The 23,757-nt window shown below is 72.2% G+C and carries 19 protein-coding genes and 5 tRNA genes; 9 read left to right on the top strand and 15 right to left on the bottom strand.

The genetic code is table 11. From position 1 onward, the window contains the following. Window positions 1–98 precede the first annotated feature (98 nt). The gene (locus ACWCXX_RS08325; RefSeq protein ID WP_451125532.1) at window positions 99–1,325 is read right to left on the bottom strand and encodes an NAD(P)-binding protein; all 1,227 of its coding nucleotides are present in this window, start codon (window positions 1,323–1,325) and stop codon (window positions 99–101) included. A gap of 108 nt (window positions 1,326–1,433) precedes the next feature. Between ACWCXX_RS08325 and ACWCXX_RS08320 the strand changes: the two genes are divergently transcribed. Then, window positions 1,434–2,120, top strand: a complete 687-nt coding sequence (locus ACWCXX_RS08320) for a pentapeptide repeat-containing protein (protein ID WP_451125645.1) — start codon at window positions 1,434–1,436, stop codon at window positions 2,118–2,120. A gap of 195 nt (window positions 2,121–2,315) precedes the next feature. Here the strand turns inward: ACWCXX_RS08320 and ACWCXX_RS08315 are convergent, their stop codons facing one another. The 3 genes from ACWCXX_RS08315 to ACWCXX_RS08305 form a co-directional block, all read right to left on the bottom strand. Beyond that, entirely contained in the window at window positions 2,316–2,813 is a 498-nt protein-coding gene (locus ACWCXX_RS08315; RefSeq protein WP_451125531.1) for a hypothetical protein, read from the bottom strand. A gap of 113 nt (window positions 2,814–2,926) precedes the next feature. Continuing rightward, complete coding sequence (locus tag ACWCXX_RS08310) at window positions 2,927–3,556, bottom strand: response regulator (protein ID WP_451125530.1); 630 nt, start codon at window positions 3,554–3,556, stop codon at window positions 2,927–2,929. Next, the gene (locus ACWCXX_RS08305; RefSeq protein ID WP_451125529.1) at window positions 3,553–4,974 is read right to left on the bottom strand and encodes a sensor histidine kinase; all 1,422 of its coding nucleotides are present in this window, start codon (window positions 4,972–4,974) and stop codon (window positions 3,553–3,555) included. Before ACWCXX_RS08305 ends, ACWCXX_RS08310 begins: the two co-directional genes overlap by 4 nt. Before the next feature lie 165 nt (window positions 4,975–5,139). Between ACWCXX_RS08305 and ACWCXX_RS08300 the strand changes: the two genes are divergently transcribed. Then, on the top strand, window positions 5,140–5,697 hold the full coding sequence (locus ACWCXX_RS08300) for a GlcG/HbpS family heme-binding protein (protein WP_451125528.1): 558 nt from the start codon (window positions 5,140–5,142) through the stop codon (window positions 5,695–5,697). Window positions 5,698–6,413: 716 nt separating this feature from the next. Here ACWCXX_RS08300 and ACWCXX_RS08295 read toward each other — a convergent pair. Continuing rightward, the gene (locus ACWCXX_RS08295) at window positions 6,414–7,172 is read right to left on the bottom strand and encodes a hypothetical protein (RefSeq protein ID WP_451125527.1); all 759 of its coding nucleotides are present in this window, start codon (window positions 7,170–7,172) and stop codon (window positions 6,414–6,416) included. Beyond that, a complete protein-coding gene (locus ACWCXX_RS08290; RefSeq protein ID WP_451125526.1) occupies window positions 7,142–7,477 on the bottom strand; it encodes a helix-turn-helix domain-containing protein in 336 nt (111 codons plus the stop codon). The genes ACWCXX_RS08295 and ACWCXX_RS08290 overlap by 31 nt, the downstream gene beginning before the upstream one ends. A gap of 238 nt (window positions 7,478–7,715) precedes the next feature. Between ACWCXX_RS08290 and ACWCXX_RS08285 the strand changes: the two genes are divergently transcribed. Then, a complete protein-coding gene (locus ACWCXX_RS08285) occupies window positions 7,716–8,702 on the top strand; it encodes an ArsR/SmtB family transcription factor (protein WP_451125525.1) in 987 nt (328 codons plus the stop codon). Between the two features lie 97 nt (window positions 8,703–8,799). Here ACWCXX_RS08285 and ACWCXX_RS08280 read toward each other — a convergent pair. From ACWCXX_RS08280 to ACWCXX_RS08265, 4 genes are all read right to left on the bottom strand, one after another. Next, a tRNA-Lys gene (locus ACWCXX_RS08280) sits at window positions 8,800–8,872 on the bottom strand. A 334-nt stretch (window positions 8,873–9,206) separates the two neighbouring features. Beyond that, complete coding sequence (locus ACWCXX_RS08275) at window positions 9,207–11,342, bottom strand: DEAD/DEAH box helicase (protein ID WP_451125524.1); 2,136 nt, start codon at window positions 11,340–11,342, stop codon at window positions 9,207–9,209. Between the two features lie 239 nt (window positions 11,343–11,581). Next, entirely contained in the window at window positions 11,582–12,181 is a 600-nt protein-coding gene (locus ACWCXX_RS08270; RefSeq protein ID WP_451125523.1) for a hypothetical protein, read from the bottom strand. A gap of 110 nt (window positions 12,182–12,291) precedes the next feature. Next, window positions 12,292–12,642: a metallopeptidase family protein gene (locus ACWCXX_RS08265; protein ID WP_451125522.1), complete on the bottom strand. Its 351-nt coding sequence runs from the start codon at window positions 12,640–12,642 to the stop codon at window positions 12,292–12,294. Between the two features lie 279 nt (window positions 12,643–12,921). Between ACWCXX_RS08265 and ACWCXX_RS08260 the strand changes: the two genes are divergently transcribed. From ACWCXX_RS08260 to ACWCXX_RS08250, 3 genes are all read left to right on the top strand, one after another. After that, window positions 12,922–12,994: transfer RNA gene (locus tag ACWCXX_RS08260), tRNA-Glu, on the top strand. A gap of 38 nt (window positions 12,995–13,032) precedes the next feature. Then, window positions 13,033–13,107: transfer RNA gene (locus ACWCXX_RS08255), tRNA-Asp, on the top strand. 22 nt (window positions 13,108–13,129) lie between these two features. Further along, window positions 13,130–13,206: transfer RNA gene (locus ACWCXX_RS08250), tRNA-Phe, on the top strand. Between the two features lie 38 nt (window positions 13,207–13,244). Here the strand turns inward: ACWCXX_RS08250 and ACWCXX_RS08245 are convergent. The 3 genes from ACWCXX_RS08245 to ACWCXX_RS08235 form a co-directional block, all read right to left on the bottom strand. Then, window positions 13,245–14,096: a cytochrome c biogenesis CcdA family protein gene (locus ACWCXX_RS08245; RefSeq protein ID WP_451125521.1), complete on the bottom strand. Its 852-nt coding sequence runs from the start codon at window positions 14,094–14,096 to the stop codon at window positions 13,245–13,247. Continuing rightward, window positions 14,093–14,917, bottom strand: a complete 825-nt coding sequence (locus ACWCXX_RS08240) for a DsbA family protein (protein WP_451125520.1) — start codon at window positions 14,915–14,917, stop codon at window positions 14,093–14,095. Before ACWCXX_RS08240 ends, ACWCXX_RS08245 begins: the two co-directional genes overlap by 4 nt. Before the next feature lie 66 nt (window positions 14,918–14,983). Next, a complete protein-coding gene (locus ACWCXX_RS08235) occupies window positions 14,984–15,472 on the bottom strand; it encodes a hypothetical protein (RefSeq protein ID WP_451125519.1) in 489 nt (162 codons plus the stop codon). Window positions 15,473–15,730: 258 nt separating this feature from the next. Between ACWCXX_RS08235 and hrpA the strand changes: the two genes are divergently transcribed. Beyond that, entirely contained in the window at window positions 15,731–19,651 is a 3,921-nt protein-coding gene (gene hrpA, locus ACWCXX_RS08230; protein WP_451125518.1) for an ATP-dependent RNA helicase HrpA, read from the top strand. Between the two features lie 127 nt (window positions 19,652–19,778). Beyond that, window positions 19,779–19,853 (top strand) — tRNA-Asp (locus tag ACWCXX_RS08225). 836 nt (window positions 19,854–20,689) lie between these two features. On the opposite strand, the gene bldC is transcribed toward ACWCXX_RS08225, so the two are convergent. Continuing rightward, window positions 20,690–20,896, bottom strand: coding sequence for a developmental transcriptional regulator BldC (gene bldC / locus ACWCXX_RS08220; protein WP_003949541.1), 207 nt, complete (start codon window positions 20,894–20,896; stop codon window positions 20,690–20,692). A gap of 536 nt (window positions 20,897–21,432) precedes the next feature. Beyond that, on the bottom strand, window positions 21,433–22,275 hold the full coding sequence (locus tag ACWCXX_RS08215; protein WP_451125517.1) for a hypothetical protein: 843 nt from the start codon (window positions 22,273–22,275) through the stop codon (window positions 21,433–21,435). Between the two features lie 171 nt (window positions 22,276–22,446). On the opposite strand from ACWCXX_RS08215, the gene ACWCXX_RS08210 reads away from it, so the two are divergent. Continuing rightward, window positions 22,447–23,529, top strand: coding sequence for a Leu/Phe/Val dehydrogenase (locus ACWCXX_RS08210; RefSeq protein ID WP_451125516.1), 1,083 nt, complete (start codon window positions 22,447–22,449; stop codon window positions 23,527–23,529). Window positions 23,530–23,757: the final 228 nt, after the last annotated feature.

Raw genomic sequence — 23,757 nt, 5'->3', positions numbered from 1 at the left:
GCGGCCCGCGCACCCGTCGACCCGCGCACCCGCTGGTCCGCGCACCCGTCGGCCCGCGCGCCTATCGGTCGCTGGTCGCCGGTCGTCGGCCGTCGGGCTCAGGCCCGCTTGAGGCCGGGCTCCTTCGCCCGCGTGACGCGAGTGGTGCGGCCGGGGCGGGGGCGGCGGGTCTCCGTCGCCCCGACGGCGAGCAGGGCCGCCTCCAGGCCGCTGTTGAACGACACCTCGCTGAGCAGGCCGGGCGCCGCGACCTGGTCGCCCGCGAGGTAGACGCCGTCGCCGCGGTCGATGGCGGGCCGGTCGCGCCAGGTGGTGCCGGGCCGGTCGACCGCCCCGGTGCGGCCGGAGGAGGTGGCCTCGCGCCGCCACTCGACGCGCTCCCGCCAGCCGGGGAAGCCGAGGTCGAGGACTTCCTCGGCGCGGGCGATGCCGACGGACCTGGGCTCCCCCGGGGCGAGGGGGAACTGCCCCTGGACGAGCTGCTGCCCGGCGGGCGCGAGGGTGCGGTCCTGGGCGCTGAAGCGCTCGATCCAGCCGGGGGCGTCGAGGTCGGACACGGCGAAGGCGTCGCCGCGCCGGGTGCGCAGGGCCAGGTCGATCAGGGCGGTCCTGCCGCTGTCCCAGGTCAGCGAGGAGTCACCGAGCAGGGCGCGGGCCGAGTCGAGGGAGGTGGCGACGATCACCGGACCCTGCCGGGACAGCTCGTCGAGGGCGGCGGCGTCGACGCGGGCCGCGGTCTCGACCCGGACGCCGAGGTTCCAGGCGCGGGCCGCCATCCGGTCGACGACCTGGGCCCAGCCGCCCACGGGGTAGCGGGCCTCGGGCGGCAGCGCGGCGGCGCGGTGCAGCCGTTCCTGGACGAACGCCGCGGAGAGCGCGCCGGGGTCGTGGTGGTAGAGCGCCACGGCGGCGTAGCGCGCGGCCGTGCGGGCGGCCTCCTCACCGGCCAGTCCGGTGGCCCAGGTGCGGAAGTCGACGTCGACGGGGGCGCGTTCGGCGCTGCGGCGGGCGAGCCGGAGGAGGGCGAGCGGCGGGGTGCGGCGCAGGGTGCCCCCGAGGCGGAAGCGGAGCCGGGTGCCTTCGAGGAGCGGCACGGTGGCGACGGGGCCGAGGAGGTTGCGGCGGGCGAGCCAGGCCCAGTGCGGTCCGCGGCGGTAGAGGGCGTGCGGGCCCTCGTTGGTGCGGTACGGGCCCTCGGCGGTCCTGGCCCGTCCGCCGGGGGTGTGGTGGGCCTCGTGGAGGGTCACCCGGACGCCGGACTCGGCGGCGGTGATCGCCGCGGTGAATCCGGCGAGGCCGCCGCCGATGATGTGGATGCGCTGCATGTCCCGCTCTCCTTCTCCTGTTCTGGAGCGTGCTGCCGACTACGGGACGGTTCGCGGGGCGCGGTTCGTGACACCGGCGAGGGGGCGTTGTCAGTGGCGTGGGTCACGATGGAGGGCATGGCACGCAGCAGCAGGAAGACGGACGGCATCGCGGCGGCGCGGCGGCCGGAGGTGCGGTTGCCGCCGCTCGTCCCGTACGACGGCGCGGGACTGGAGCCGGACGGGGACTACGACGGGGTGCGGTTCGCCGGGACGGACCTCGCGGACGCGTCGGGCCCGGGAGCCCGGTTCCTGGACTGTGCGCTGGAGGGCTGCGCGCTGGACCGCGCGAAGCTGACCGGAGCGCGGTTCATCGACTCGGTGCTGACGGGCGTACGGGGGGTGGGCACCGACCTCGCGAGGGTGTCGCTGCGCGACGTGGAGGTGGTGGACGCGCGGCTGGGCGGGGTGCAGCTGCACGGGGCGGTGCTGGAGCGGGTGCTCGTGCGCGGGGGGAAGATCGACTACCTGAATCTGCGGAAGGCGCGGCTCAAGGACGTGGTGTTCGAGGGCTGTGTGCTCGCCGAGCCCGATTTCGGGGACGCGCAGCTGACGCGGGTGGAGTTCCGCGACTGCGTGCTGAAGCGGGTCGACTTCAGCTCCGCGCGGATGGATTCGGTGGACCTGCGGGCGGTCGCGGAGCTGGACATCGCGCGCGGGGTGGAGCGGCTGTCGGGTGCGGTGATCAGCCCGGCACAACTGATGGAGCTGGCGCCCGCGTTCGCGGCGCAGATCGGGGTGCGGGTGGAGGCGTGACGACCACGGGCCGGCAAGCGGATACGGGGGCCCGCGCGCGGGTCGGGCGCGGATGAGGGCCGACCTTCCGGGCGTGCGGGCCCGGTGCGGGTCGGCGCGGGGCGGACACGGGGGAGGGCCGGCCCTGCGGATGTACGCGGCGCGGGTAGGACGCGAGGGAGGGCCGACCCCGCGGGTGTACGGGGTCCGCGCGGGTCAGACGCGGGGGAAGCGGGCCTGGAGGTCCCAGATCACGGGATTGTCGGCGAGACCTTCGTGCATGTCGGAGAGGTCCGCGATCAGGTCGTGCAGGAAGTCGCGGGCCTCGCGGCGCAGCAGCGAGTGGCCGAAGGTGAGCGGGGGCTCGTCGCCGGGCATCCAGTCGGCCTCGATGTCCACCCAGCCGAAGCGGCGCTCGAAGAGCATCCGGTCGGACGACTCGGTGAAGTCCAGCTCGGCGAACTGCTGCCGGTGCGAACGGTTGCCGCGCGGGTCCCGGTCGATCTGCTCGACGATGTCGCACAGCGCCCACGCGAAGTCGAGCACCGGCACCCATCCCCAGGCTGTGGAAACCTCGCGGTCCTCCTTGGTGTCCGCGAGGTAGACGTCCCCGGAGAACAGGTCGTGCCGCAGCGCGTGGACGTCCGCGCGGCGGTAGTCGGTCTGCGGCGGGTCGGGGAAGCGACGGGAGAGGGAGTAGCCGATGTCGAGCACGTCTCGATGGTGTCATGCCCGGGGCCGGGTGGAAGCCGGGCGGGCCGGCCGCCCGACCGGCCGACCCGCACGGGGACTCGCCGCCCCGGCCGGGGGCATGTGTCGGACCCGGCCTACGGCAGCAGGCGTTGTTCCTTCGCCACGGCGACGGCGCCCGCGCGGGTGTCGACGCCGAGCTTGTCGTAGATCCGGCCCAGGTGGGTCTTGACCGTGGCCTCGCTGATGAACAGGGCGCGGGCGATGTCGCGGTTGCCCAGGCCGTGGGAGAGCTGGGCCAGGATGTCGAGCTCCCGGTCGGTGAGGGTGGGCAGGGGCTTGCGCATCCGGGCCATGACCCGGCTGGCCACCGGCGGGGAGAGCGTCGTACGGCCCTGGGCCGCCGAGCGGATCGCGGCGAAGAGCTCCTCCGGGCGCTCGGCCTTCAGCAGATAGCCGGTGGCGCCCGCCTCGATGGCACGGGTGATGTCGGCGTCCGTGTCGTACGTGGTGAGGACCAGGACGTGGGCCCCGGTGGTGGCGATGCGGCGGGTCGCCTCGACGCCGTCGATGCCCGCGCCGAGCTGGAGGTCCATCAGGACGACGTCCGGGGTGAGCTTGGCGGCCAGGGCGACGGCCTCCTCGCCGCTGCCGGCCTCGCCGACGACCTCGATGTCCGGTTCGCTGCCGAGGAGGGCGAGCAGACCGGCGCGTACGACGACGTGGTCGTCGCAGAGCAGGATGCGTACGGGCGTCGTCGCGGTCATGCGGGGTCCTCCGGGGCGCTCGGTGGGGCGGAAACCGGGATGAGCGGCACGGCGGCGGACAGCACCGTACCCTCGCCCGGCGCCGACTCGATCGTCAGTGTGCCGCCGAGCTGGTGCAGCCGGGCCCGGATCGCGGGCAGCCCGTGGCCGCGCACGCCCCTGGCGGGGCCGGTGTGCTCGGCGGGCACGAAACCCTGCCCGTCGTCGGCGATGTCCAGGACGACCCGGTCGTCGAGGTGGGTCAGCGTCAGCGCCGCCTCCGTCGCGTGCGCGTGCTCCTTCACGTTGGCCAGCGCGCCCTGGGCGATGCGCAGGAGCGCGGACTGCACCCGGTCGGGCAGCGCGACGTGGCCCTCCCCCTCCACATGGCAGTGGACGGTGAACCGCCCCTGCGCCTGCGCCGTCTCGCGGGTGGCCAGGGCGCGCAGGGCCGCCTCCAGCCCGCCGCCCTCCGCGAGGTCGGCCGGGGCCAGGTCGTGGACGAAGCGGCGGGCCTCGGTGAGGTTGCTCTCCGCGATGGTGGTGGCCGTACGGACGTGGCGGCGGGCGGTCGCCGGGTCGGTGTCCCAGGTGCGGTCGGCGGCCTGGAGCAGCATCTGCTGGCTGGACAGGCCCTGCGCGAGGGTGTCGTGGATCTCCATGGAGAGCCGCTGGCGTTCCGCGAGGGTTCCCTCGCGGCGTTCGGTGGCGGCCAGTTCGCGGCGGGTGCGCAACAGGTCGTCGATCAGTTCGCGCTGCTGCTCGGACAGTTCGCGCTGGCGCGCGGTCTGACGCTGCATGTGGACGAAGACCGCCGTGGCGACGGCCGCCACGGCGGGCGGGGCGAGCACCAGGTTCGGGTCGAACCCCTTGGCCAGCCGCAGTTGTGCGGCGACGACGAACAGGGTGAGCAGACAGACGAGGGCGAGCGCGGCGCGCGGCGGGAGGATGTGCAGCCCGGTGAAGAAGAGCGGCACCGCGCACCACGCGAAGCTCGGCGCGAGGACCACCAGCACCATCCACACGGCGACCAGCACCCCCAGCCACACCAGGGAGCGCGGCGTCGGACGCGAACCGAGCACGGGTCCGAGCACGTACAGCGCGGCCAGGGCCACGGAGAGCGCGATGATCCACGGGGTGCGGGCCTCGCCGGGGTGCCGCAGCAGGAAGCGGGTGAGCGAGGCGCCGAGCAGCAGGAAGAACGCGGTGTGCATCAGGAGCGTCAGCCACCGGGCGTCCGGGTCGGCCGCCCGTTCGGCGGGGGCGCGCCCGGCACGTCCCGCGGACAGGGACCGGGCGGAGAAGGCGGTGGCCGCACCTCCTGCGGCCGGGGCGTCGGCCGACCGGCCCGTGCCGGGTGCCGATCGGGGTCGGTGCTCCACCTCGTACCTCTCGATCCTCACCGCATCGATGCTGCTGACCTGCACGAATACATCCATGGTCACCCCGGATGGGCGGCTTCGCATCAACCGATCGGCTGATGGGGCCGTCGGCCGTCCCGCGCCCGGCAACGAGCCGGTTCATCGACCGTACGGGGCCGTGGGCGGCCGGAGCATGGATGACAGAGCCGAACGAGCTCGTCCGTCGCTGCCGTAGGAGTCCCCATGAAGAAGCTGTCGCTGCGCACCCGCGTCCTGACCGGTGCCGCCCTCGTCGCCGCCCTCGGAGCCGGTACGTTCGGCGCCGTGTCCGCCAGCGCCTCCACCCCGGCCGCCGCGCCCGCCGCCGCCCTCGCGGCCGACGCGTCCAACAAGAACCTCATGCAGAGCACCCACCTGACGATCCAGGCCGCGACGAAGGCCGCGCGGGCGACGCTGGACGCGGCGGAGAAGGAGAACCAGCGGGTCTCCGTCGCCGTCGTCGACCGCAACGGCACCACCGTCGTCACCCTGCGCGGCGACGGCGCCGGCCCGCAGTCCTACGAGTCGGCCGTGAAGAAGGCGTACACCGCCGTCTCCTGGAACGCCCCCACCTCCGAGCTGGCCAAGCGCCTGCAGAACGCCCCGACGCTGAAGGACATCCCCGGCACCCTCTTCCTCGCCGGCGGCGCCCCCGTCACCGCCAAGGGCGCCCCGATCGCGGGCATCGGCGTCGCGGGTGCCCCGTCCGGCGACCTCGACGAGAAGTTCGCCCAGGCCGGCGCCGCGGCCCTCGGCCGGTAACGGCTCCCCGAACTCCGGCGGCACCCGATCCCCCGTACGAGTGTCGCCCGCCCTTCGAGCGCGTCGCTCGGTTCCCCGCCCGCCGGGCGGGCCCGCCCGGGTCGGTCCCCGGCCGGGTCCGCGCGGCGGGCACAGGCATGTCCGAGCCTGCCGAGGGGGCAACTTCGGCCACGACCGAAACACCTTCCCGCCCCTGTTCCCGGCTCCCTGGCGTCTTGCCCACGTCGCGACGAGGCGGCGTCGGAACAGCGCCCACCGCTCACCGGGCGCACCTACGGGGCGGACGAGGAACGGCCTGCCGTCCCGTTCGAAGCGGCAGGTGTACGCGCCCTCCGGCAGGCCCATTTGCGCACCCTGCCCGCACGCGGCGATCCGGGCACCGGCCAGCCACTGCCGCAGCCGTCCCATGCGCAGCCCGGCCTCCGTGGGCCGCCCGCCGACGGGCTGCACCACGAGCGGCACACCGGTGCTCCCCCAGCTGTAGAAGTACATCCGCCGCACTCCGTAGTGCCTGCTGTAGAGCCCCGCCAGATAGAAGCGCACCGCGTAGTCGCGGGCGCGGCGGTCGTCCAGCGGCGGAGTGACCGCGACGCTCCGGTCCGGCCCGGTGTTCCACACCGGGATCTCCCCCGCCCCCTCCTCGTACAGGACGCGGTGTACGTTCCGGGCGAGGTCGATGATCTCCGGCGGCGAATCGGCCCTGTGCGGCGGCAGTTTCAGGGCCGCGGCGTCGCAGCTCTCGTACGCGCCGGTGCGCACGAACCGCCGCAACAGCTCGCGGCCCCGCTCCCCCACAGCTCCCCGAAGGACGGGCAGGCCACCAGCGCCCCGGGATCGGCGCGGCGGATGATCCCGGCCGCCCGCTCGACCATCTCCGCGAGGACGGCGACGCTCCCGGAGTAGTGCAGCGGGTGGCTGGGGTAGTCCCAGAGCTCGTACGACTCGATGCGGCCGCGGTAGCGCGTGGCGACCTCCTCCACGAAACGGTCCCAGTCCGCCAGATCGGCCGGGGGCGAGGCGGACGAATCGGCGTAGCCGCCCCTGCGCCCGTCCCTGGCGGCCCACAGGGGCGTACCGGGGAGGGTGAACAGGACCGGCAGCCCGCTCCGTTCGGCGGAGTCGACCGACCGTTCCAGGACCGACCAGTCGTAGTCGCGGCGCCGCCGTTCGATGGAGCCCCAGCGGGTCCCGCTCTCCCACAGCCGCACGGCGCCGGTGCGGAACGCGGGCATTTCTCCCGTGTCGGTGTTCATCGTCAGTCCGAAGAACTCCGGCGGCACCCGGCGTGGTGCGACGGACCAGAGCGGCCCGTCGAACCGCTGGCCGACCGGGGTGGCGCTCCGCCGCCCGGTGTCCGGGCCCGTGGGTGTTCCGCCGCTCCTGCTGTCGTCCGGCAGGTACGTGCTGCCTGCCGGGACGAGGAGGACGAGGGCCAGGACCAGGATCAGGGCCGCCGCACGCAGCGGGAGGAGCACGCGCCGGAGCCGATGCGGCGCGCCGTGCGGCTCGTCGCGGCCGGGCCCTCCTCAGCAATCGTCCGCGACCAGACCCGGTACAGCCGGTCCGGCTCCGCCGGGCTCGCCCCGCAGACCCGCGCCACCCGTTCCACCACCCCGAAGCTGCCGGGGACGGTCGTGCCCCGGCAGTAGCGGTGGAGCGTGGACCGGCCGAGGCCGGTGCGGTGGGCCAGCGCCGTGTAGCTGCGCCCGCTGCGCTGCTTCAGTTCTTCCAGCAGTTCGGCCAGTTCCGCCGGTCCCGGCATCCTCTTGTCGGACCTCATTGTCCTCCCGTTGTTCCGGTCTTCCCCCGAGGGGACACGGGACGCGTCCCGCGCCGTCCCACCCGGCCCGAAGGCGGCAGTTGAGGCCCCTTCAGGCGTCCCGTCGTCCCAATGCCTCGCTCCTTCTTGCCCCAGCACCCGCCGTTGCCACAAGGTCACCACACCGACGTCACCGGAACGTGGTGGTGTCAGCGCCGCTCGGGGGGAGCGGTGAACGCGTCTCGCACCTGGGAGACACATGCTGCGCATCCACTTCACGGCCGGGGACCTGGCCCGTACCCGTGTCGCCGACCGTCCCGACCCGCTCTGGGAATCCGTACTGAGCCTGCACCAGTTGCAGGAACGGCAGTCGGACCCCGCCATGCTCCACTGGCAGAAACACGTCATCAGGAACGGCCGGGCCCCGCTGCGCCTGCTGCTGCCCCTGGTCCCGGCCCGTGGCTACTTCCCGGACTTCCTCACCCCGGTCGAGAGCGCCGAGGGGTTCGAGACGGGACTCGACGCCCTGCTGTCGACACCACGGCCCCAACTGCACGCCCAGCTGGCCCGGTTGACGAAGGACAAGCCGCCCGACCCCTGGATCCGGTCGGTCGCGGAGGGCAGACCGCCCGTGCTCCACCGCCTCGGCGAGGCACTGCGCACATACCGGCACCACGCCCTCGGCGGGATGTGGCAGCGCATCCGTGCGCGGATCGAGGCCGACCGCGCCTGGCGGTTGCGCACCCAGTTCCTCCGGGGCACCGACGCGATGCTGCGCACGTTCGACCCCGGTCTGCGCTGGCGTCCGCCCGTCCTGGAAGCCGACTACCCGGTCGAGACGGACATGTGCCTGGACGGCAGGGGGCTGCTCCTGATCCCGTCGTACTTCTGCCACCGGGCACCGGTCGCCCTGGCCGACCCGGCCCTGCCGCCGACCCTCGTCCATCCCGCGCGGGCCGTGGTCCCCGCCGCGGCGTCCTCGCCCGACCCGGCGGGACCGCACCTCGCACGGCTCCTGGGCCACACCAGGGCCGCGGTTCTGGAATCCCTCGAAGGCGAGTGCACCACGAGCGAACTGGCCCGGCGCGTCGGGATCTCCCTCTCCTCCGCCAGCGAGCACGCGGCCGTCCTGCGCAACGCCGGCCTGGTCTCCAGCGACCGGCTGCGCAACTCCGTGCGCCACAGCCTCACCCCGGTGGGCCTCGCCCTGCTCGGCACCGGCGCGGCCGACCACGACCTCCGGTGAAGGGACCGGCCGGTGACGGACGGAGCGCCCCACCCGGTCGAAACCGGGTGGGGCGCTCCGTGGCAGTTCCAGAGGGTTTCCCCTCCCCCGCCGTGCGTAGGCCGTGTGGGACTCGAACCCACAACCAACGGATTAAAAGTCCGCTGCTCTGCCAATTGAGCTAACGGCCCTCGGCGAATCACCCCTGAGCATAGCCCGCCGCGACCCGGCCGCCGATCGGGTATCGGTTACCGGGCCCCGTCACGGCAAAATCCCGACACTCCTGCGGGGTGCCGGGCCGGGTCCGGGCGGCCTCCGGGCCCTCCCCCGGCGCGTACCGAGCGGCTTCCGCGGGTGGTGGGGAAGGGGTTCGCCCCTGCGGCGTGGGCCGGTTCCCGTACGTGGCGCGAAACCGCCTTCGCCGCCGGGTCCGGGGAAAAGGGAAGCGGGCCCGCTCGTGAGGAGCGGGCCCGCTTCCGTGGGCTTTCGACGGGCCTTCAGCGGGCCCTCGGGTCGTCGGCGTGGTCAGCCGTTGCGCTTCCAGCGCGGCTTGTCGTCACGGCGGCCGAAGGAACCGGCGCCACCGGAGCGGTGGTCGTCACGGCGGCCGGTCGGACGGTCGCCGCCGGAGCGGAAGCCACCGGAGGGACGGTCGTCGCGACGGTCGCGGTTGAACGGACGGTCGCTGCCGCCGGAGCGGAAGCCGCCCGACGGACGGTCGTCACGACGGTCACGGTTGAACGGACGGTCGTTGTCGCGGCGGTCGAAGGAGCGGCCACCGCGGTCGTCCCGACGGTCGTAGGAGCGGAAGCCGCCGGAGGGACGGTCGTCCCGGCGGTCGCGGTTGAACGACGGACGGTCGTCGCGACGGTCCCGGTTGAACGACGGCCGGTCGTCACGGCGCTGGAAACCGCGGTCGCCACCGCGGTCGTCCCGGCGGTCGCGGTTGAACGACGGACGGTCGTCGCGACGGTCCCGGTTGAACGACGGCCGGTCGTCACGGCGCTGGAAGCCCCGGTCGCCACCGCGGTCGTCCCGGCGGTCGCGGTTGAACGACGGACGGTCGTGGCCGCGGTTGTCCCGGCGCTCGAAGTTGCCGCGCTCGTCGCGACGGTCGTCGCGGACGGGCTGCTCCGGCACGGAGACGGCGGCCTCGACGGCGGCCTCCGCCTCGGCCGTGGCCTCGGCCACCGCGGCCTCGGGGTCCTCGCCCCGCTCGCGCGCGGCACGGGCGACGAGGCGGTCGGCCTCCTCGCGCAGCTCACCGGCGCGGCGCTGGACGCGCTCCAGCTGCTTGGTCAGCTCGGCGACCTCGCGCTCGGCCTGCTTGGCGGCGTTGCTCGCGGAGTCGGCCTGGACCTCGGTCAGCGAACGGGCGCCGGTGATCTCGGCGACCTCCGGGTCGAAGGCGCCCGCGCCGCCGACGATGTGGCGCGAGGCGTCGACGCCCGCGTCCTCCATCAGGCGGAAGATCTGGCGTCGCTGGTGCGGCAGCGCCAGCGACACGACGACACCGGACTTGCCGGCCCGCGCGGTACGGCCCGAGCGGTGCAGGTAGTCCTTGTGGTCACCGGCCGGGTCCACGTTCAGGACCAGGTCGATGCCGTCGACGTGGATGCCGCGGGCGGCGACGTCGGTCGCGACGAGCGCGTTGACGTAGCCGTCCTTGAAGTCGGCGAGCACCCGGGTGCGGGCGCCCTGCGTCATGCCGCCGTGCAGCGCGTCCGCCTTGACGCCCGCCTCGACGAGCTGCTCGGCGATGCGGTCGGCGCCCAGCTGGGTGCGGACGAAGATGATGGTGCGGCCCTTGCGGGCGGCGATGGCGGAGGTGACCGGCGCCTTGTCCTTCGGCTTCACGACGAGGACGTGGTGCGTCATGGTCGTGACGTTGCCCTGGGCGCTGTCGACCTCGTGGCTCACCGGATTGTCCAGGTAGCGCTTGACCAGCGTGCCGATCTCGTTCTCCATCGTGGCGGAGAAGAGCATGCGCTGACCGCCGGCCGGGATCTGGTCGAGCAGCTCGGTGACCTCGGGCAGGAAGCCCAGGTCGGACATCTGGTCGGCCTCGTCGAGGACGGCGACCTGGACGTTCTCCAGGGAGCAGGCGCCCCGGTTGATGATGTCGCGCAGCCGGCCCGGGGTGGCGACGAGGATGTCGACGCCGCGCTCCAGGGCGTAGATCTGGTTGCCCATCGACGTACCGCCGCAGACGACCTTCATCTTCAGGCCGAGCACGTCGCCGTACGGCTGGAGCGCGTCCGCGACCTGCATCGCGAGCTCACGGGTCGGGGTCAGGATGACCGCGCGGGGCTTCTTCTTCTCGGTGTGACCGCCGGCCAGCGCGGCCAGGGTCGGCAGACCGAAGGAGAGGGTCTTGCCGGAGCCGGTGCGGCCGCGGCCCAGGATGTCCTTGCCGGCCAGGGCGTCCGGGATGGTCGCGGCCTGGATCGGGAAGGGCTCCGTCACACCGTTCTGCGCGAGCTTGCGGACGATGCCCTCGGGCAGGCCCAGGTCGGCGAAGGTGACGGTCGGCTCGGCGTCCACGTCGGCGGAGTCGGCCTGCTCGGCCAGGGGGGCGTCCGCCTCGATGGAGTCGGCGGACTCGGCGACGACGGCCTCCGCGGCCTCGACGAGCTCGTCGTTCTCGATGCTCTCGGGCATGACGGTGCGGTCAGAACTGGAAATTGACATGCGAAATGCGAAACCTTCCGGAGTCTCGGCACGCGCCCGTAACTCCGTGATTCGCAATTTCGACCGCCTCAATGCGGTCCAGCCACGGCAAGGGAGAGTACGCGCCACACGGCGCGCTTCTGTTTCGGCGCCGGGCAATGGGATCAAACGATCTACTACCATACGCACTCCCTCCCACATTGCGCAAACCGGCCTCCTCCGGCCCCTCGCTACACCGGCCTCACCTGCGGCGACACCTCCGGGGTGCGCAGCACCGCCGGGCCGTACGGGGCACTCATCGGGTGGCCGCGCAGCCGGGCGGCCTGCGAGCCGGACGGCTGCGGCGCCGGCGTACCGGAGGGCGGCGGCTCGGAAGGGACCGGCGGCTCGGTGGTCGCGGGCTCGGACGGCGTCGGCGTATCGGACGGCTGCGGCACTCCGGGACCGGGCGACGAGGCCGGGGGCGTCGGCGTCCCGCCGCCCCACGTCGGTTCCGGACCGCCCGGCTCCGCTCCCGGACGGCCGTCGCCGGGAGCGCCCGGGGACCCGGTGGAGGCGGAACCGCTGGGCTCCGGCGAGCCAGCGGCTCCCCGCTCGGAGTCGGAGTGCGCCTCGGCCCGGCCGCCCCCGGCACGGACCCGGCCGGTGCCCGCCACGGTGCCGCCGTCCGGCTGCGCCGCACTCCCTTCCGATCCGGAGGACGGCGTCGGGGACGGCGAGGGCCTCCCGCCGCTCCCCCCGCCGTCACCGACGCTCATGCAGCCTGTGGACGCGGCGACCGTCGCTGCGACGACGGCCGCCCATCGGACGGGGGCGGGGAACTGGCGCACGGGAGGCACCTCCGGGAGCACGAGAGGGGAGCGGAGCGGTACGGGAAGGAGCGGGCGGGGCTCCGTGCCCAACTCCCCGCCCCCCGCCGGGGACACGCCCCCGCCCCGGCTCACCCGTAGCCGAGTGCGTGCAGCCTCTCGTCGTCGATGCCGAAGTGGTGGGCGATCTCGTGCACGACGGTGATCTCGGTCTCGGCGACGACGTCCTCGCGGGACTCGCACATCCGGAGCGTCGGCCCGCGGTAGATGGTGATCCGGTCCGGCAGCACCCCCGCGTACCACTCGCCGCGATCGGTCAGCGGGGTGCCCTCGTACAGCCCCAGCAGCTCCGGATCGCTCGGGTCCGGTTCGTCCTCGACGAACACCGCGACGTTGTCCATCAGCCGCGCCAGCTCCGGCGGGATCAGGTCCAGCGCCTCGGCGACCAGTTCCTCGAACTCTTCGCGCGTCATCTCCAGCACCCCGCCATTGTCCCGTACGCCCCGCCCGTACACCCCGGTCCGGAGCGTCCCCGCGCCCCCGCCGCCCGCCGCCCCGTGGCGGGAGCGGCCCGGACCGCCCCGGGGCGGTGACGGCCGAGGTCAGCCGCCGTCCACCGACGGGACACCCGCCCGGCGCACCCCTTCACCTATTCGGTTTGGCTGAGCCCGAAACGCCGTAGTACAGTCTCCGACGTGCCCAAGGGCGCCGGTCAGGACTCGACCGTCCCGAAACCCCAGGGTCGAAGGAAAAGCAGTTCTGCCCTCATCGTCTAGTGGCCCAGGACGCCGCCCTTTCAAGGCGGTAGCACGGGTTCGAATCCCGTTGGGGGCACGCACAACCTTGTGCGACACTTAGTCGCACAACAGCTTGGTCCTGTGGAGCAGTTTGGAGTGCTCGCCACCCTGTCAAGGTGGAGGCCGCGGGTTCAAATCCCGTCAGGACCGCTGCAGCCCTGATGAGCTGCGTGGCTGGGTAGCTCAGTTGGTACGAGCGATCGCCTGAAAAGCGATAGGTCGCCGGTTCGATCCCGGCCCCAGCCACCATTCGAAGGCCCCGTCCGGTGGACGGGGCCTTCGTCGTGTCAGGCCTCTTCCCGGTCCGCCGAGTTCACACCGGCCCGGCCGCGCCACGCCCGTACCACCAAAAACAGCAGCACCACCGCGACCACGGCGACCAGCGCCATGGCGTCCGGCACGTACTCGCCCATGCGCTGGGCCCACCGCTCGACGGCGAACGAATCGTCCACGTCCAGCAGGCCGGGCAGCGCCGTCGTGCCGTCGTACACCAGGAACAGCACGCCGAGACCGATGAAGAACAGCCCGGACAGCAGGCTCGTGGTGTGCGCCTCGAAACGGCCGATCCTGAGGGTCCGGCCGCGCAGCCAGGCGCGACGCCCGAGGTCGAAGCGTTCCCAGAGCAGGGCGAGCAGGAAGAGCGGGACCGCCATGCCCAGGGCGTACACGGCGAGCAGCAGTCCGCCGTAGACCGGGCTGCCGCTGACCGCCGCCACGGTGAGGACGCTGCCGAGGATCGGGCCCGCGCAGAATCCGGCCAGCCCGTAGACGGCGCCCAGCGCGTAGACGGACAGGGCGGTGGTGGGACGGATGCGGCCACTGAGGGCGGCGATCCGGCGCGAGGCGAAGCCCAGGCCCACGATCTGCGCGACGCCGAGCGCGATGATCAGCCAGCCCGCGCCGAGGACGAGCGCGTCGCGGTGACTGTAGAAGAGCCGCCCGGCGTACGAGCCCGCGGCGCCGAGCGGGACCAGGGTGGTGGCCAGACCGGCGTAGAAGATGCCGGTACGGGCCAGGAGCCGTGAGGCCGAGTCGATGGAGTACGCGAAGAAGGCGGGCAGCAGGAGGGCGCTGCACGGGCTGACCAGGGCGAGCAGCCCGCCGAGGAAGGCGGCGAAGTAGCCGATGTCGGCCGTCACTTCGCGCGCTCCTCGCCGTCCTTGGCGTCCCCGCTGTCCGTGTCGCCCTCGGCGTCCTTGCCGCCCTTGGCCTCCTCGGTCGTGCGGGCCTGCTTCGCCGCCGCGTCGATGGCCTGGGTGAAGGTCTCCAGGGGCTGGGCCCCGGCGATCGGGCGGCCGTTGATCAGGAACGACGGGGTGGAGGTCGCGCCGATCCCGTACCCCTGTTCCTGGTCCTTGCCCACCGCGGCCGAGGCGGCGGAGCTGTCCGCGTCGCGCGCGAACCGGGCGAGGTCCGCGACCCCGGCCTGCCGGGCGAGCTCCTTCAGCCGGTCCTCGCCGAAGCCCTTCTCCTTGGCCCCCTCGGCGTACGCGGCGGCGTGGAACTGCCAGAAACGGCCCTGCTGCCCGGCGGCCCACGCGGCACGGGCGGCGGCCTCGGACTCGGCGCCGAAGATCGGGAAGTTGCGCCACTCGATGCGCAGGGTGCCGTTCTCGACGTACTTCTTCACCAGGGCGGGTTCGGTGTCGCGGGCGAACTTTCCGCAGTAGCCGCACTTGAAGTCGGCGTACTCGATGAGGACCACGGGGGCGTCCGCCCGGCCCTGCGCGAGCTTGTCGCCCGCGTCGCGCCGGGCCAGCTTCGCCAGCTCCGGGTAGACGTCGGCGTCCGGCTCGGCGGTGACGTCGGCGGCCGAGGAGGACGTGCCGGCAGCCGTGGAATCGGGGGCGGTGGCCCGGTAGGAGGCGTAGCCGAGCAGCGCGGCGGCCAGGACGACCCCGGCGCCGTAGAGCACCGGCTTCCTGGACGACGACGTGCGGGAGGACGTGGGCTTGGACATGCGGGACTCCGTGCTGAAGGGGCGGAAGAAAGGAAAGGGGAGGGAAGGACCGGGTGGGACGGTCCTCTACACCCTCAGCACGGAGAGTTCGACGGGGGTGGGGGCGGCGGGCTCCGGGCCGCGCAGCCCGATCCGCACGGGCGGGTGGACGGGCTCCTGGCCGATGGCCGCGGGCAGCCCCCACTCGGCGAGGCCGGGGGCCTGGTCGTACGAGGCACGGGCCCGGCCCGGCAGGGATGGCCCACCGCCGTCGCGCTTCCCGCCCCTGCCGCACCCGGGCACCCGCTGCCGCTCCCCGGCCGACGCGACCACAGGACCGGAACCGGAACCGGAAGCAGAAGCGGAGTCGACGTCGTGCTCGGCCGGCGCGACCGCCGGGCCGGGACGGGAGAGACGGGAGACAGGACCGGAGCCGGGCGGCACGGCCACCGTCCCCGCCGCGGTCACGGACGCGCCGCCGCCGGGACCGCCCGGGACGATCGCGGCCGGTCCGCAGAACAGCCCCAGTACGACCGCGACCACCGCCATCAGGCAGCACCACTGCGTACGGGACACGACGACCGGCCTTTCCGGGCTGGAGCAACGGGGAGACGGGGCTACGGACTCAGCTGCCCGAAATGGTACGTGCTGCGATTCCACGCCCCCGTGCCGTGCCGCCGCGACGATGCGCCGACGCAGTGACGCGGTGATGCGCCGACGCAGTGATGTGGTGACGTGCCGACGCGGTGATGTGGTGACGTGCCGACGCGGTGACCGGGACCGCACGAAATGCGTTCGCCGTTCGTCGGGCCCGGGTGAGATCCTGGGCTCCGTATGTCTACTTCCTTCGCCGATCTCCAGTCCCAGCTCGGAGAGATCTCGCTCCGCGACGCGCACCGGCTCGGCCGCCGTCTCGAAGGTGCCCGTCGCATCCGCAAGCCCGAGGCCCGGCAGTCCGTGCTGGACGAGATCGCCGCCGAGGCCACGAAGGCCGCCGAGCGGCTGTCGCTGCGTGCCGCCCGGGTACCCGCCGTGTCGTACCCGGACCAGCTCCCGGTCAGCCAGAAGAAGGACGAGATCCTGGAGGCGATACGCGACCACCAGGTCGTGATCGTCGCCGGGGAGACCGGCTCCGGCAAGACCACGCAGATCCCCAAGATCTGCATGGAGCTGGGGCGCGGTGTCCGGGGCATGATCGGGCACACCCAGCCGCGCCGGATCGCGGCCCGGACGGTCGCCGAGCGCGTCGCCGAGGAGCTGGACACCCCGCTGGGCGAGGCGGTCGGCTGGAAGGTCCGCTTCACCGACCAGGTGAACCCCGACGCGACGTTCGTGAAGCTGATGACGGACGGCATCCTGCTCGCCGAGATCCAGACGGACCGCGAGCTGCGCGCCTACGACACGATCATCATCGACGAGGCCCACGAGCGGTCGCTGAACATCGACTTCCTGCTCGGCTACCTGGCCAGGCTGCTGCCCAGGCGACCGGACCTGAAGGTCGTCATCACCTCCGCGACGATCGACCCCGAACGGTTCGCACGCCACTTCGGCGAGGCCCCGATCGTCGAGGTCAGCGGGCGTACGTACCCGGTCGAGGTGCGGTACCGGCCCCTCCTCGAAGAGGACGGCGACGACTCCGACCGCGACCAGATCACCGCGATCTGCGAAGCCGTGGACGAGCTCCGGACCGAGGGGCCGGGCGACGTCCTGGTCTTCCTCTCCGGCGAGCGGGAGATCCGCGACACCGCGGACGCGCTGAACAAGCGCAACCTCCGCCACACCGAGGTGCTCCCCCTCTACGCCCGGCTCTCGCACGCCGAGCAGCACCGCGTGTTCCAGCGCCACACGGGCCGCCGGATCGTCCTGGCGACCAACGTCGCCGAGACCTCGCTGACCGTGCCCGGCATCAAGTACGTGATCGACCCGGGCACCGCCCGCATCTCCCGCTACAGCCACCGCACCAAGGTCCAGCGGCTGCCGATCGAGCGGATCTCGCAGGCCAGCGCCAACCAGCGCAAGGGCCGTTGCGGCCGTACGTCGGACGGCATCTGCATCCGGCTGTACTCCGAGGACGACTTCCTGACCCGTCCCGAGTTCACCGACCCCGAGATCCTGCGCACCAACCTCGCCTCCGTCATCCTCCAGATGACCGCGGCCGGCCTCGGCGACATCGAGAAGTTCCCCTTCATCGACCCGCCGGACCACCGCAACATCCGCGACGGCATCCAGCTCCTCCAGGAGCTCGGTGCGCTGGATCCCGGCGAGAAGGATCCGAAGAAGCGGCTCACCCAGCTCGGCCGGAAGCTCTCGCAGCTGCCCGTCGACCCGCGTCTGGCCCGCATGGTCGTCGAGGCCGACCGCAACGGCTGCGTCCGCGAGGTCATGGTCATCGCGGCGGCACTCTCCATCCAGGACCCGCGCGAGCGGCCCGCGGAGAAGCAGACCCAGGCCGATCAGCAGCACGCCCGGTTCAAGGACGAGACCTCCGACTTCCTGGCGTTCCTGAACCTGTGGCGGTACGTCCGCGAGCAGCAGAAGGAACGCGGCTCGTCCAGCTTCCGCCGGATGTGCAAGCAGGAGTACCTGAACTTCCTGCGCATCCGCGAATGGCAGGACATCTACACGCAGCTGCGCACCGTCGCCAAGCAGATGGGAATCCACCTCAACGAAGAGGATGCGCCGGAGCAGGCGGTGCACACCTCGCTGCTGGCCGGGCTGCTGTCGCACATCGGACTGAAGGACACCGAGAAGAACGAGTACCTGGGCGCCCGCAGCGCCAAGTTCGCGATCTTCCCCGGTTCGGCGCTCTTCAAGAAGCAGCCCCGGTTCGTGATGTCGGCCGAACTGGTCGAGACCTCCCGGCTGTGGGCGCGGGTCAACGCCAAGGTCGAACCGGAATGGATCGAACCGCTGGCCCAGCACCTGCTCAAGCGCACCTACAGCGAGCCGCACTGGGAGAAGGACCAGGCGGCGGTGATGGCGTACGAGCGGGTCACGCTCTACGGGGTACCGATCGTCGCCCAGCGCAAGATCAATTTCGGCCGGATCGACGCCGAGACCTCGCGCGACCTGTTCATCCGCAACGCCCTGGTCGAGGGGGACTGGCGGACCCACCACCAGTTCTTCCACGACAACCGCAAGCTGCTCGGCGAGGTCGAGGAGCTGGAGCACCGCGCCCGGCGCCGCGACATCCTCGTGGACGACGAGACGCTCTTCGACTTCTACGACCAGCGCATCCCCGCCCATGTGGTCTCCGGGGCGCACTTCGACTCCTGGTGGAAGCACAAGCGCCGGGACGAACCGGACGCGCTGGACTTCGAGCGCTCGATGCTCATCAACGAGAAGGCCGGGGCCGTCACCAAGGACGACTACCCGGACTCCTGGCGGCAGGGGAAACTCAAGTTCAAGGTCACGTACCAGTTCGAGCCGGGTGCGGACGCCGACGGCGTGACCGTCCACGTCCCGCTCCAGGTGCTCAACCAGGTCACCGCCGAGGGCTTCGACTGGCAGATCCCCGGCCTGCGCGAGGAAGTGGTCACCGAGCTGATCCGCTCCCTGCCCAAGCCGATCCGCCGGCACTACGTCCCCGCGCCGAACTACGCGGGCAGGTTCCTCGACCGGGCCGTGCCCCTGCAGGAGCCGCTGACGGTCACGCTCGCCCGTGAGCTCCAGCGGATGGTCGGCGTCCCGGTCGCGGCCGACGACTTCGACCTGAGCCGCGTCCCGGACCACCTGAAGATCACTTTCCGGATCGTCGACGAGCGACGCCGCAGGGTGGCCGAGGACAAGGACCTGGAGGCGCTGAAGCTCCGGCTGCGCCCGAAGGCCCGTCAGGCGCTCTCCAAGGCCGCCGCGGCCACCGCCGGGCCCTCGGGCGAGTCCATCGAGCGTTCCGGCCTCACGGACTGGACGATCGGCACGCTGAACCGCGTCTTCGAGACCCGCCGGGCCGGCCAGCCGGTGAAGGCGTACCCGGCCCTGGTGGACCAGGGCGAGACCGTCGCCGTACGGCTCTTCGACACCGAGGCCGAGCAGCAGCGGGCGATGTGGCTCGGCACCCGGAAGCTGATCATGCTGAACGTGCCGGTGAACCCGGCGAAGTTCGTCTCGGACCAGCTGACGAACCAGCAGAAGCTGGCCCTGTCCCGCAGTCCGCACGGCTCCGTCCAGGCGCTCTTCGAGGACTGCGCGACGGCCGCCGCCGACCGGCTGATCGGCGCGCACGGCGGCCCGGCCTGGGACGAGGAGTCGTTCCGGAAGCTGTACGACAAGGTGCGCACCGACCTGGTGGCGCTGACCGAGCACGCGGTCAAGCAGGTCCAGCAGGTGCTGGCCGCCTGGCAGTCCTGCGAGCGGCGCCTGAAGGCGACCAACAGCCTGGTCCTGGTCGACAACGTCACCGACGTCCGCGACCAGCTCGCCGCTCTCATGCCGCCGGGCTTCGTCACGGCCACCGGGCTGCGCAGGCTGCCCGACCTGATGCGCTATCTGGTCGCCGCGGACCGCAGGCTCCAGCAGATGCCGACGGCCGCCCAGCGCGACACCACGCGCATGGAGAAGATCCACGAGATGCAGGACGAGTACGCCTGGCTGCTGGAACAGCTGCCGCAGGGCAGGCCCGTCCCGCAGGAGGTCCTGGAGATCCGCTGGATGATCGAGGAGCTCCGGGTCAGCTATTTCGCCCACGCGCTGGGGACCGCCTATCCGGTCTCCGACAAGCGCATCGTGAAGGCGATCGACGCGGCGGCGCCGTGAGCGGGGCCGCCCGGACGGGCCGTTCCCGCAGTGACGGAGCCGCCACCTTCGGTGAGTTCGACCTGACCCTCTGACCTGCTGTACAGTCTGTCTTCGCAGCCAGCCGCAAGGAAGGCAGCGAAAACCTGGTCCTGTGGAGCAGTTTGGAGTGCTCGCCACCCTGTCAAGGTGGAGGCCGCGGGTTCAAATCCCGTCAGGACCGCAGTGACGAAAGCCCGGATCCCTTGGATCCGGGCTTTCGCGTTTCTTGACTCCGGTGCTCGCCGACGAGTAGTCAGGCACCAGGAGCCGCCCCTTCTCCGGCGCGGGCGGCGGCCCACCGGGGGGTGGCACGCATGGCGACGCGCGTCCCGCGCACCCTCCGCTCCCCCGGCCCCCCATCGCCCCGTCCCGCCCCGACCCCCGCCCGGCCCACCGGCAGGCTTCCGGGGCCCGCCACGAGGCTTCTGACGGCCTCTCGGGCCCGCTTCCCTCCCCCGGCCGCCCACACCGCCCCCGAGGCGCCGGAAGCGCCCGGCAGGGGCCGGGGCGAGAATCCCCGCGCACGAGAAAGCCGGGCGAAAGCCCCTCGGCCGAGCGGCCGACGGCGAGACATTCCCCATTCCTCGCGGCGACAGGTCCGGCACGGACGAGACCCATATGGTGTGACGGGAGTCACTCAAGGAGTTTCGCGAAGGAGTGACCTTACACCCTTCCTACAACTGCCGAATTTAATATGTGCAATTGCACCTCCTTGACGAGAGTCCCGTGGGACCATCCGGGACCGCCCCTCCCCGCCCCCTCGGGCGCCCCGGCCCCGTCCCGCATCCGCCCGACCGGCACCCACGGGCGTACGCGGACGCACACAGGCGGACACAGGCGCGCACGGGCACAAAAAGATCGCGCTGGACCCGGCGGAGTCCAGCGCGATCGAACGACGCACCCGTATTTCACAGGTATGGCGCCCGTTGGGGCGGGCGCCCGTCATTTGGAGCTATTGGGTGGGCCTGTACGGGTTGGGGGACCCGGAAGCCCGGTTGTTGCGCGGCAGGGGGTGTGTCAGGCCTCGCTGCGCTGCTGCGGAATACCCGCAAGCAGTGCGCGGACCTCTGCCTCGCGGTACCGGCGGTGTCCACCGAGCGTACGGATGGACGTGAGCTTGCCGGCCTTTGCCCAGCGGGTAACCGTCTTCGGGTCCACGCGGAACATCGTGGCAACCTCAGCCGGGGTCAGCAGCGGCTCGGCATCAGGGGTGCGAGCGGTCATGAGCGGCCTCCTCGGGAGAACCGAACCATCTCGGTTCTTTCCTCTAAATTCTGCACCTTGGCCCGCGTTGCCCGAAATGGCAGACGCGGGCCGAGTCGGTTATAGGACGAACGGCTTGTCCTCGGCACTACAACTACACCATCCGTCCAGCCACGTCGGCCAAACCGATGGAATTGCCCTCCCAGGTGTTCATCAGCGACGGAAGCCGATGGACCATGCCATAGCGGACAGTCACACCGCCGTGACGATCAGTCACAGAGCGATCAGGAGTCACCAGACCCCCCATAGCGTGCAATGCTGAGCAATCCGCCCCTACTTGGACGGAAGGAGCCCTCCCAGGACTCCTTGTCCTATTTTGGCACGAGGAGTAGGGAACGGCGCAAGAGCCCAGTTAGTGCTATCCATCACGCTTGAGCCAAAGGCCCGGTTCGGGACGTAGGTCCCGAGTGGACTTCCGCCTCCACGTCCCCACGTGCCACACAGGACACCGGTTCAGATCACACCGGAACAAGAACTCAGACGCAGATACCGCCCGATCAGTTCGCGAACTGGCGATCTCTTACCGCCCGCCATCGCTCCGCCAGCCGGCCGTACGCCTCGCTCGCCCCCTCGGTGTCACCGGCCCGCAGCGCCTCGATGCCCTCGGCCACGTCGGCGGCCGACCGGTCCCCGGCGAGCTGCCCGGCCGGCAGGGCGTGCACCAGACCCGCGTAGTCCAGCTCGACCAGCGCACGCGGATGAAACTCCTCCAGCCAGCGCCCCACGTCCACGAGCCCCTCGGTCAGCGGCCCCTCGTCCACCGCCTCCCGCATCGTCTTCAGCGCCCGCGCCAGCCGGCGCCGGGCCTGGACCATGGGCGTCCGGTACCGCAGCACGGGCGCCGCACCGCCACCGCCCGCCGCGTACTCCCGCTCCTCGTCGGAGAAGAGCACGAACCAGCGCACCGGCACCTGCCACACCGAGGTGCGGATCCACGGCCTGGCGTCCGGATTCCGCTCCGCCCACCGCTCGTGGTCCGCGACCGCCTGCCCGCGCACCACCGGCGGCAGCACCGCGTCGAGCACCGGCCCGGGGAACATCTCCGCCAGCTCCTCCAGGGCCAGCCAGCCGCGCAGCCTGGTCCGCCACGGGCAGACGCACACCACCCCGTCCGACTCGACGACGAACGCGTCCCCGCTCTCGTGCGCGGGCACCCCGACCGGCGGCGTGGCCACCAAGTCGGCGAGCGAACGGCGCAGTTCGTCCTGGGCCGTGGGACGCCCGGAGCGCTCCGCGTACCGGGCCCAGTGGGTGCGTTCGGGCTCCGGGAAGGCCGCCAGCGGTTCGTACACCCGGAGGTAGGACGCGTAGGGAACGAGCAGCGAAGACACCACCGACATGCGGTAAATCGTGTCATGCCCGTACTCCGCCGGGGGGTGATCTCGACACCGGAACAGATCTACGTGCGCGTAGGACTTACCCTCTTGCCAAGCCGGACCGGCTGTGCCGGTCCACGGCCCTCCCCACCTTCAGGAGGGTCCTCCGCCGCTTCGTACTTGGGAGTCACCACAGTGACCGATGTGACCGACGGCGTCCTGCACACCCTGTTCCACTCGGATCAGGGGGGCCACGAACAAGTCGTGCTCTGCCAGGACCGCGCCAGTGGCCTCAAGGCCGTCATCGCCATCCACTCCACCGCCCTGGGCCCGGCCCTCGGCGGCACCCGCTTCTACCCGTACGCCTCCGAGGAGGAGGCCGTCGCGGACGCGCTGAACCTCTCGCGCGGCATGTCGTACAAGAACGCCATGGCCGGTCTCGACCACGGCGGTGGCAAGGCCGTCATCATCGGCGACCCGGAGAAGATCAAGTCGGAGGAACTGCTGCTGGCCTACGGGCGGTTCGTGGCCTCGCTCGGCGGGCGCTACGTGACCGCCTGCGACGTCGGCACCTACGTCACCGACATGGACGTCGTCGCCCGCGAGTGCCGCTGGACCACCGGCCGCTCCCCCGAGAACGGCGGCGCCGGCGACTCCTCGGTGCTCACCTCCTTCGGTGTCTTCCAGGGCATGCGGGCCTCGGCCCAGCACCTCTGGGGCGACCCGACGCTGCGTGGCCGAAAAGTGGGGGTCGCCGGAGTCGGCAAGGTCGGCCACCACCTGGTCGAGCACCTGCTCTCGGACGGTGCGGAGGTCGTGATCACCGACGTCCGCGAGGAATCCGTGCGCAGGATCACCGAACGGCACCCCGAGGTCTCCGTCGCGGCGGACACCGATGCGCTGATCCGTACCGAGGGGCTCGACATCTACGCCCCGTGCGCGCTCGGCGGCGCGCTGAACGACGAGACCGTCCCGGTGCTCACCGCCAAGGTCGTGTGCGGCGCGGCCAACAACCAGCTCGCACACCTCGGCGTCGAGAAGGACCTCGCGGACCGCGCCATTCTGTACGCACCCGACTACGTGGTGAACGCGGGCGGTGTCATCCAGGTCGCCGACGAGCTGCACGGCTTCGACTTCGACCGGTGCAAGGCGAAGGCGTCCAAGATCTTCGACACCACGCTGGCCATATTCGCACGTGCGAAGGACGACGGCATTCCGCCGGCTGCCGCGGCCGACCGGATCGCCGAGCAGCGGATGGCCGAAGCGCGCCGTAGCTGAGGGTCGCCGACCCGTCGCCACGCGTGCGCGGGGGCGGGCCGGACCGACCGACCGCCGGCCGGCGAGACAAGACTCACGCCGGTCGGCGGGTCGCATGCCCAGAAGAGGTTAAAATCGCAGTTGACCAGCGAGGACGGGGCTCCTCGCAGGTCTCCTTCCGGGGCGCTTGATGCGGGCGGCGTACCGTATGGCCGCGGAAGCAGGTACCGTTGAAGCACTACGGGCACG

Source organism: Streptomyces sp. NPDC001732 (assembly GCF_053596315.1).
Note: the sequence above shows the minus strand (reverse complement) of the source record. Positions and strands in the feature narration are given on the sequence as shown.

Excerpts from the sequence above, each read along its gene's own strand:
- ACWCXX_RS08325 (WP_451125532.1), bottom strand. The coding sequence starts at position 1,325 with ATGCAGCGCATCCACATCATCGGCGGCGGCCTCGCCGGATTCACCGCG.
- ACWCXX_RS08215 (WP_451125517.1), bottom strand. The coding sequence starts at position 22,275 with ATGTCGGTGGTGTCTTCGCTGCTCGTTCCCTACGCGTCCTACCTCCGG.
- ACWCXX_RS08275 (WP_451125524.1), bottom strand. The coding sequence starts at position 11,342 with ATGCCCGAGAGCATCGAGAACGACGAGCTCGTCGAGGCCGCGGAGGCC.
- ACWCXX_RS08300 (WP_451125528.1), top strand. The coding sequence starts at position 5,140 with ATGAAGAAGCTGTCGCTGCGCACCCGCGTCCTGACCGGTGCCGCCCTC.
- ACWCXX_RS08285 (WP_451125525.1), top strand. The coding sequence starts at position 7,716 with ATGCTGCGCATCCACTTCACGGCCGGGGACCTGGCCCGTACCCGTGTC.
- ACWCXX_RS08305 (WP_451125529.1), bottom strand. The coding sequence starts at position 4,974 with ATGGATGTATTCGTGCAGGTCAGCAGCATCGATGCGGTGAGGATCGAG.
- ACWCXX_RS08290 (WP_451125526.1), bottom strand. The coding sequence starts at position 7,477 with ATGAGGTCCGACAAGAGGATGCCGGGACCGGCGGAACTGGCCGAACTG.
- hrpA (WP_451125518.1), top strand. The coding sequence starts at position 15,731 with ATGTCTACTTCCTTCGCCGATCTCCAGTCCCAGCTCGGAGAGATCTCG.
- ACWCXX_RS08240 (WP_451125520.1), bottom strand. The coding sequence starts at position 14,917 with ATGTCCAAGCCCACGTCCTCCCGCACGTCGTCGTCCAGGAAGCCGGTG.
- ACWCXX_RS08310 (WP_451125530.1), bottom strand. The coding sequence starts at position 3,556 with ATGACCGCGACGACGCCCGTACGCATCCTGCTCTGCGACGACCACGTC.
- bldC (WP_003949541.1), bottom strand. The coding sequence starts at position 20,896 with ATGACCGCTCGCACCCCTGATGCCGAGCCGCTGCTGACCCCGGCTGAG.
- ACWCXX_RS08320 (WP_451125645.1), top strand. The coding sequence starts at position 1,434 with ATGGAGGGCATGGCACGCAGCAGCAGGAAGACGGACGGCATCGCGGCG.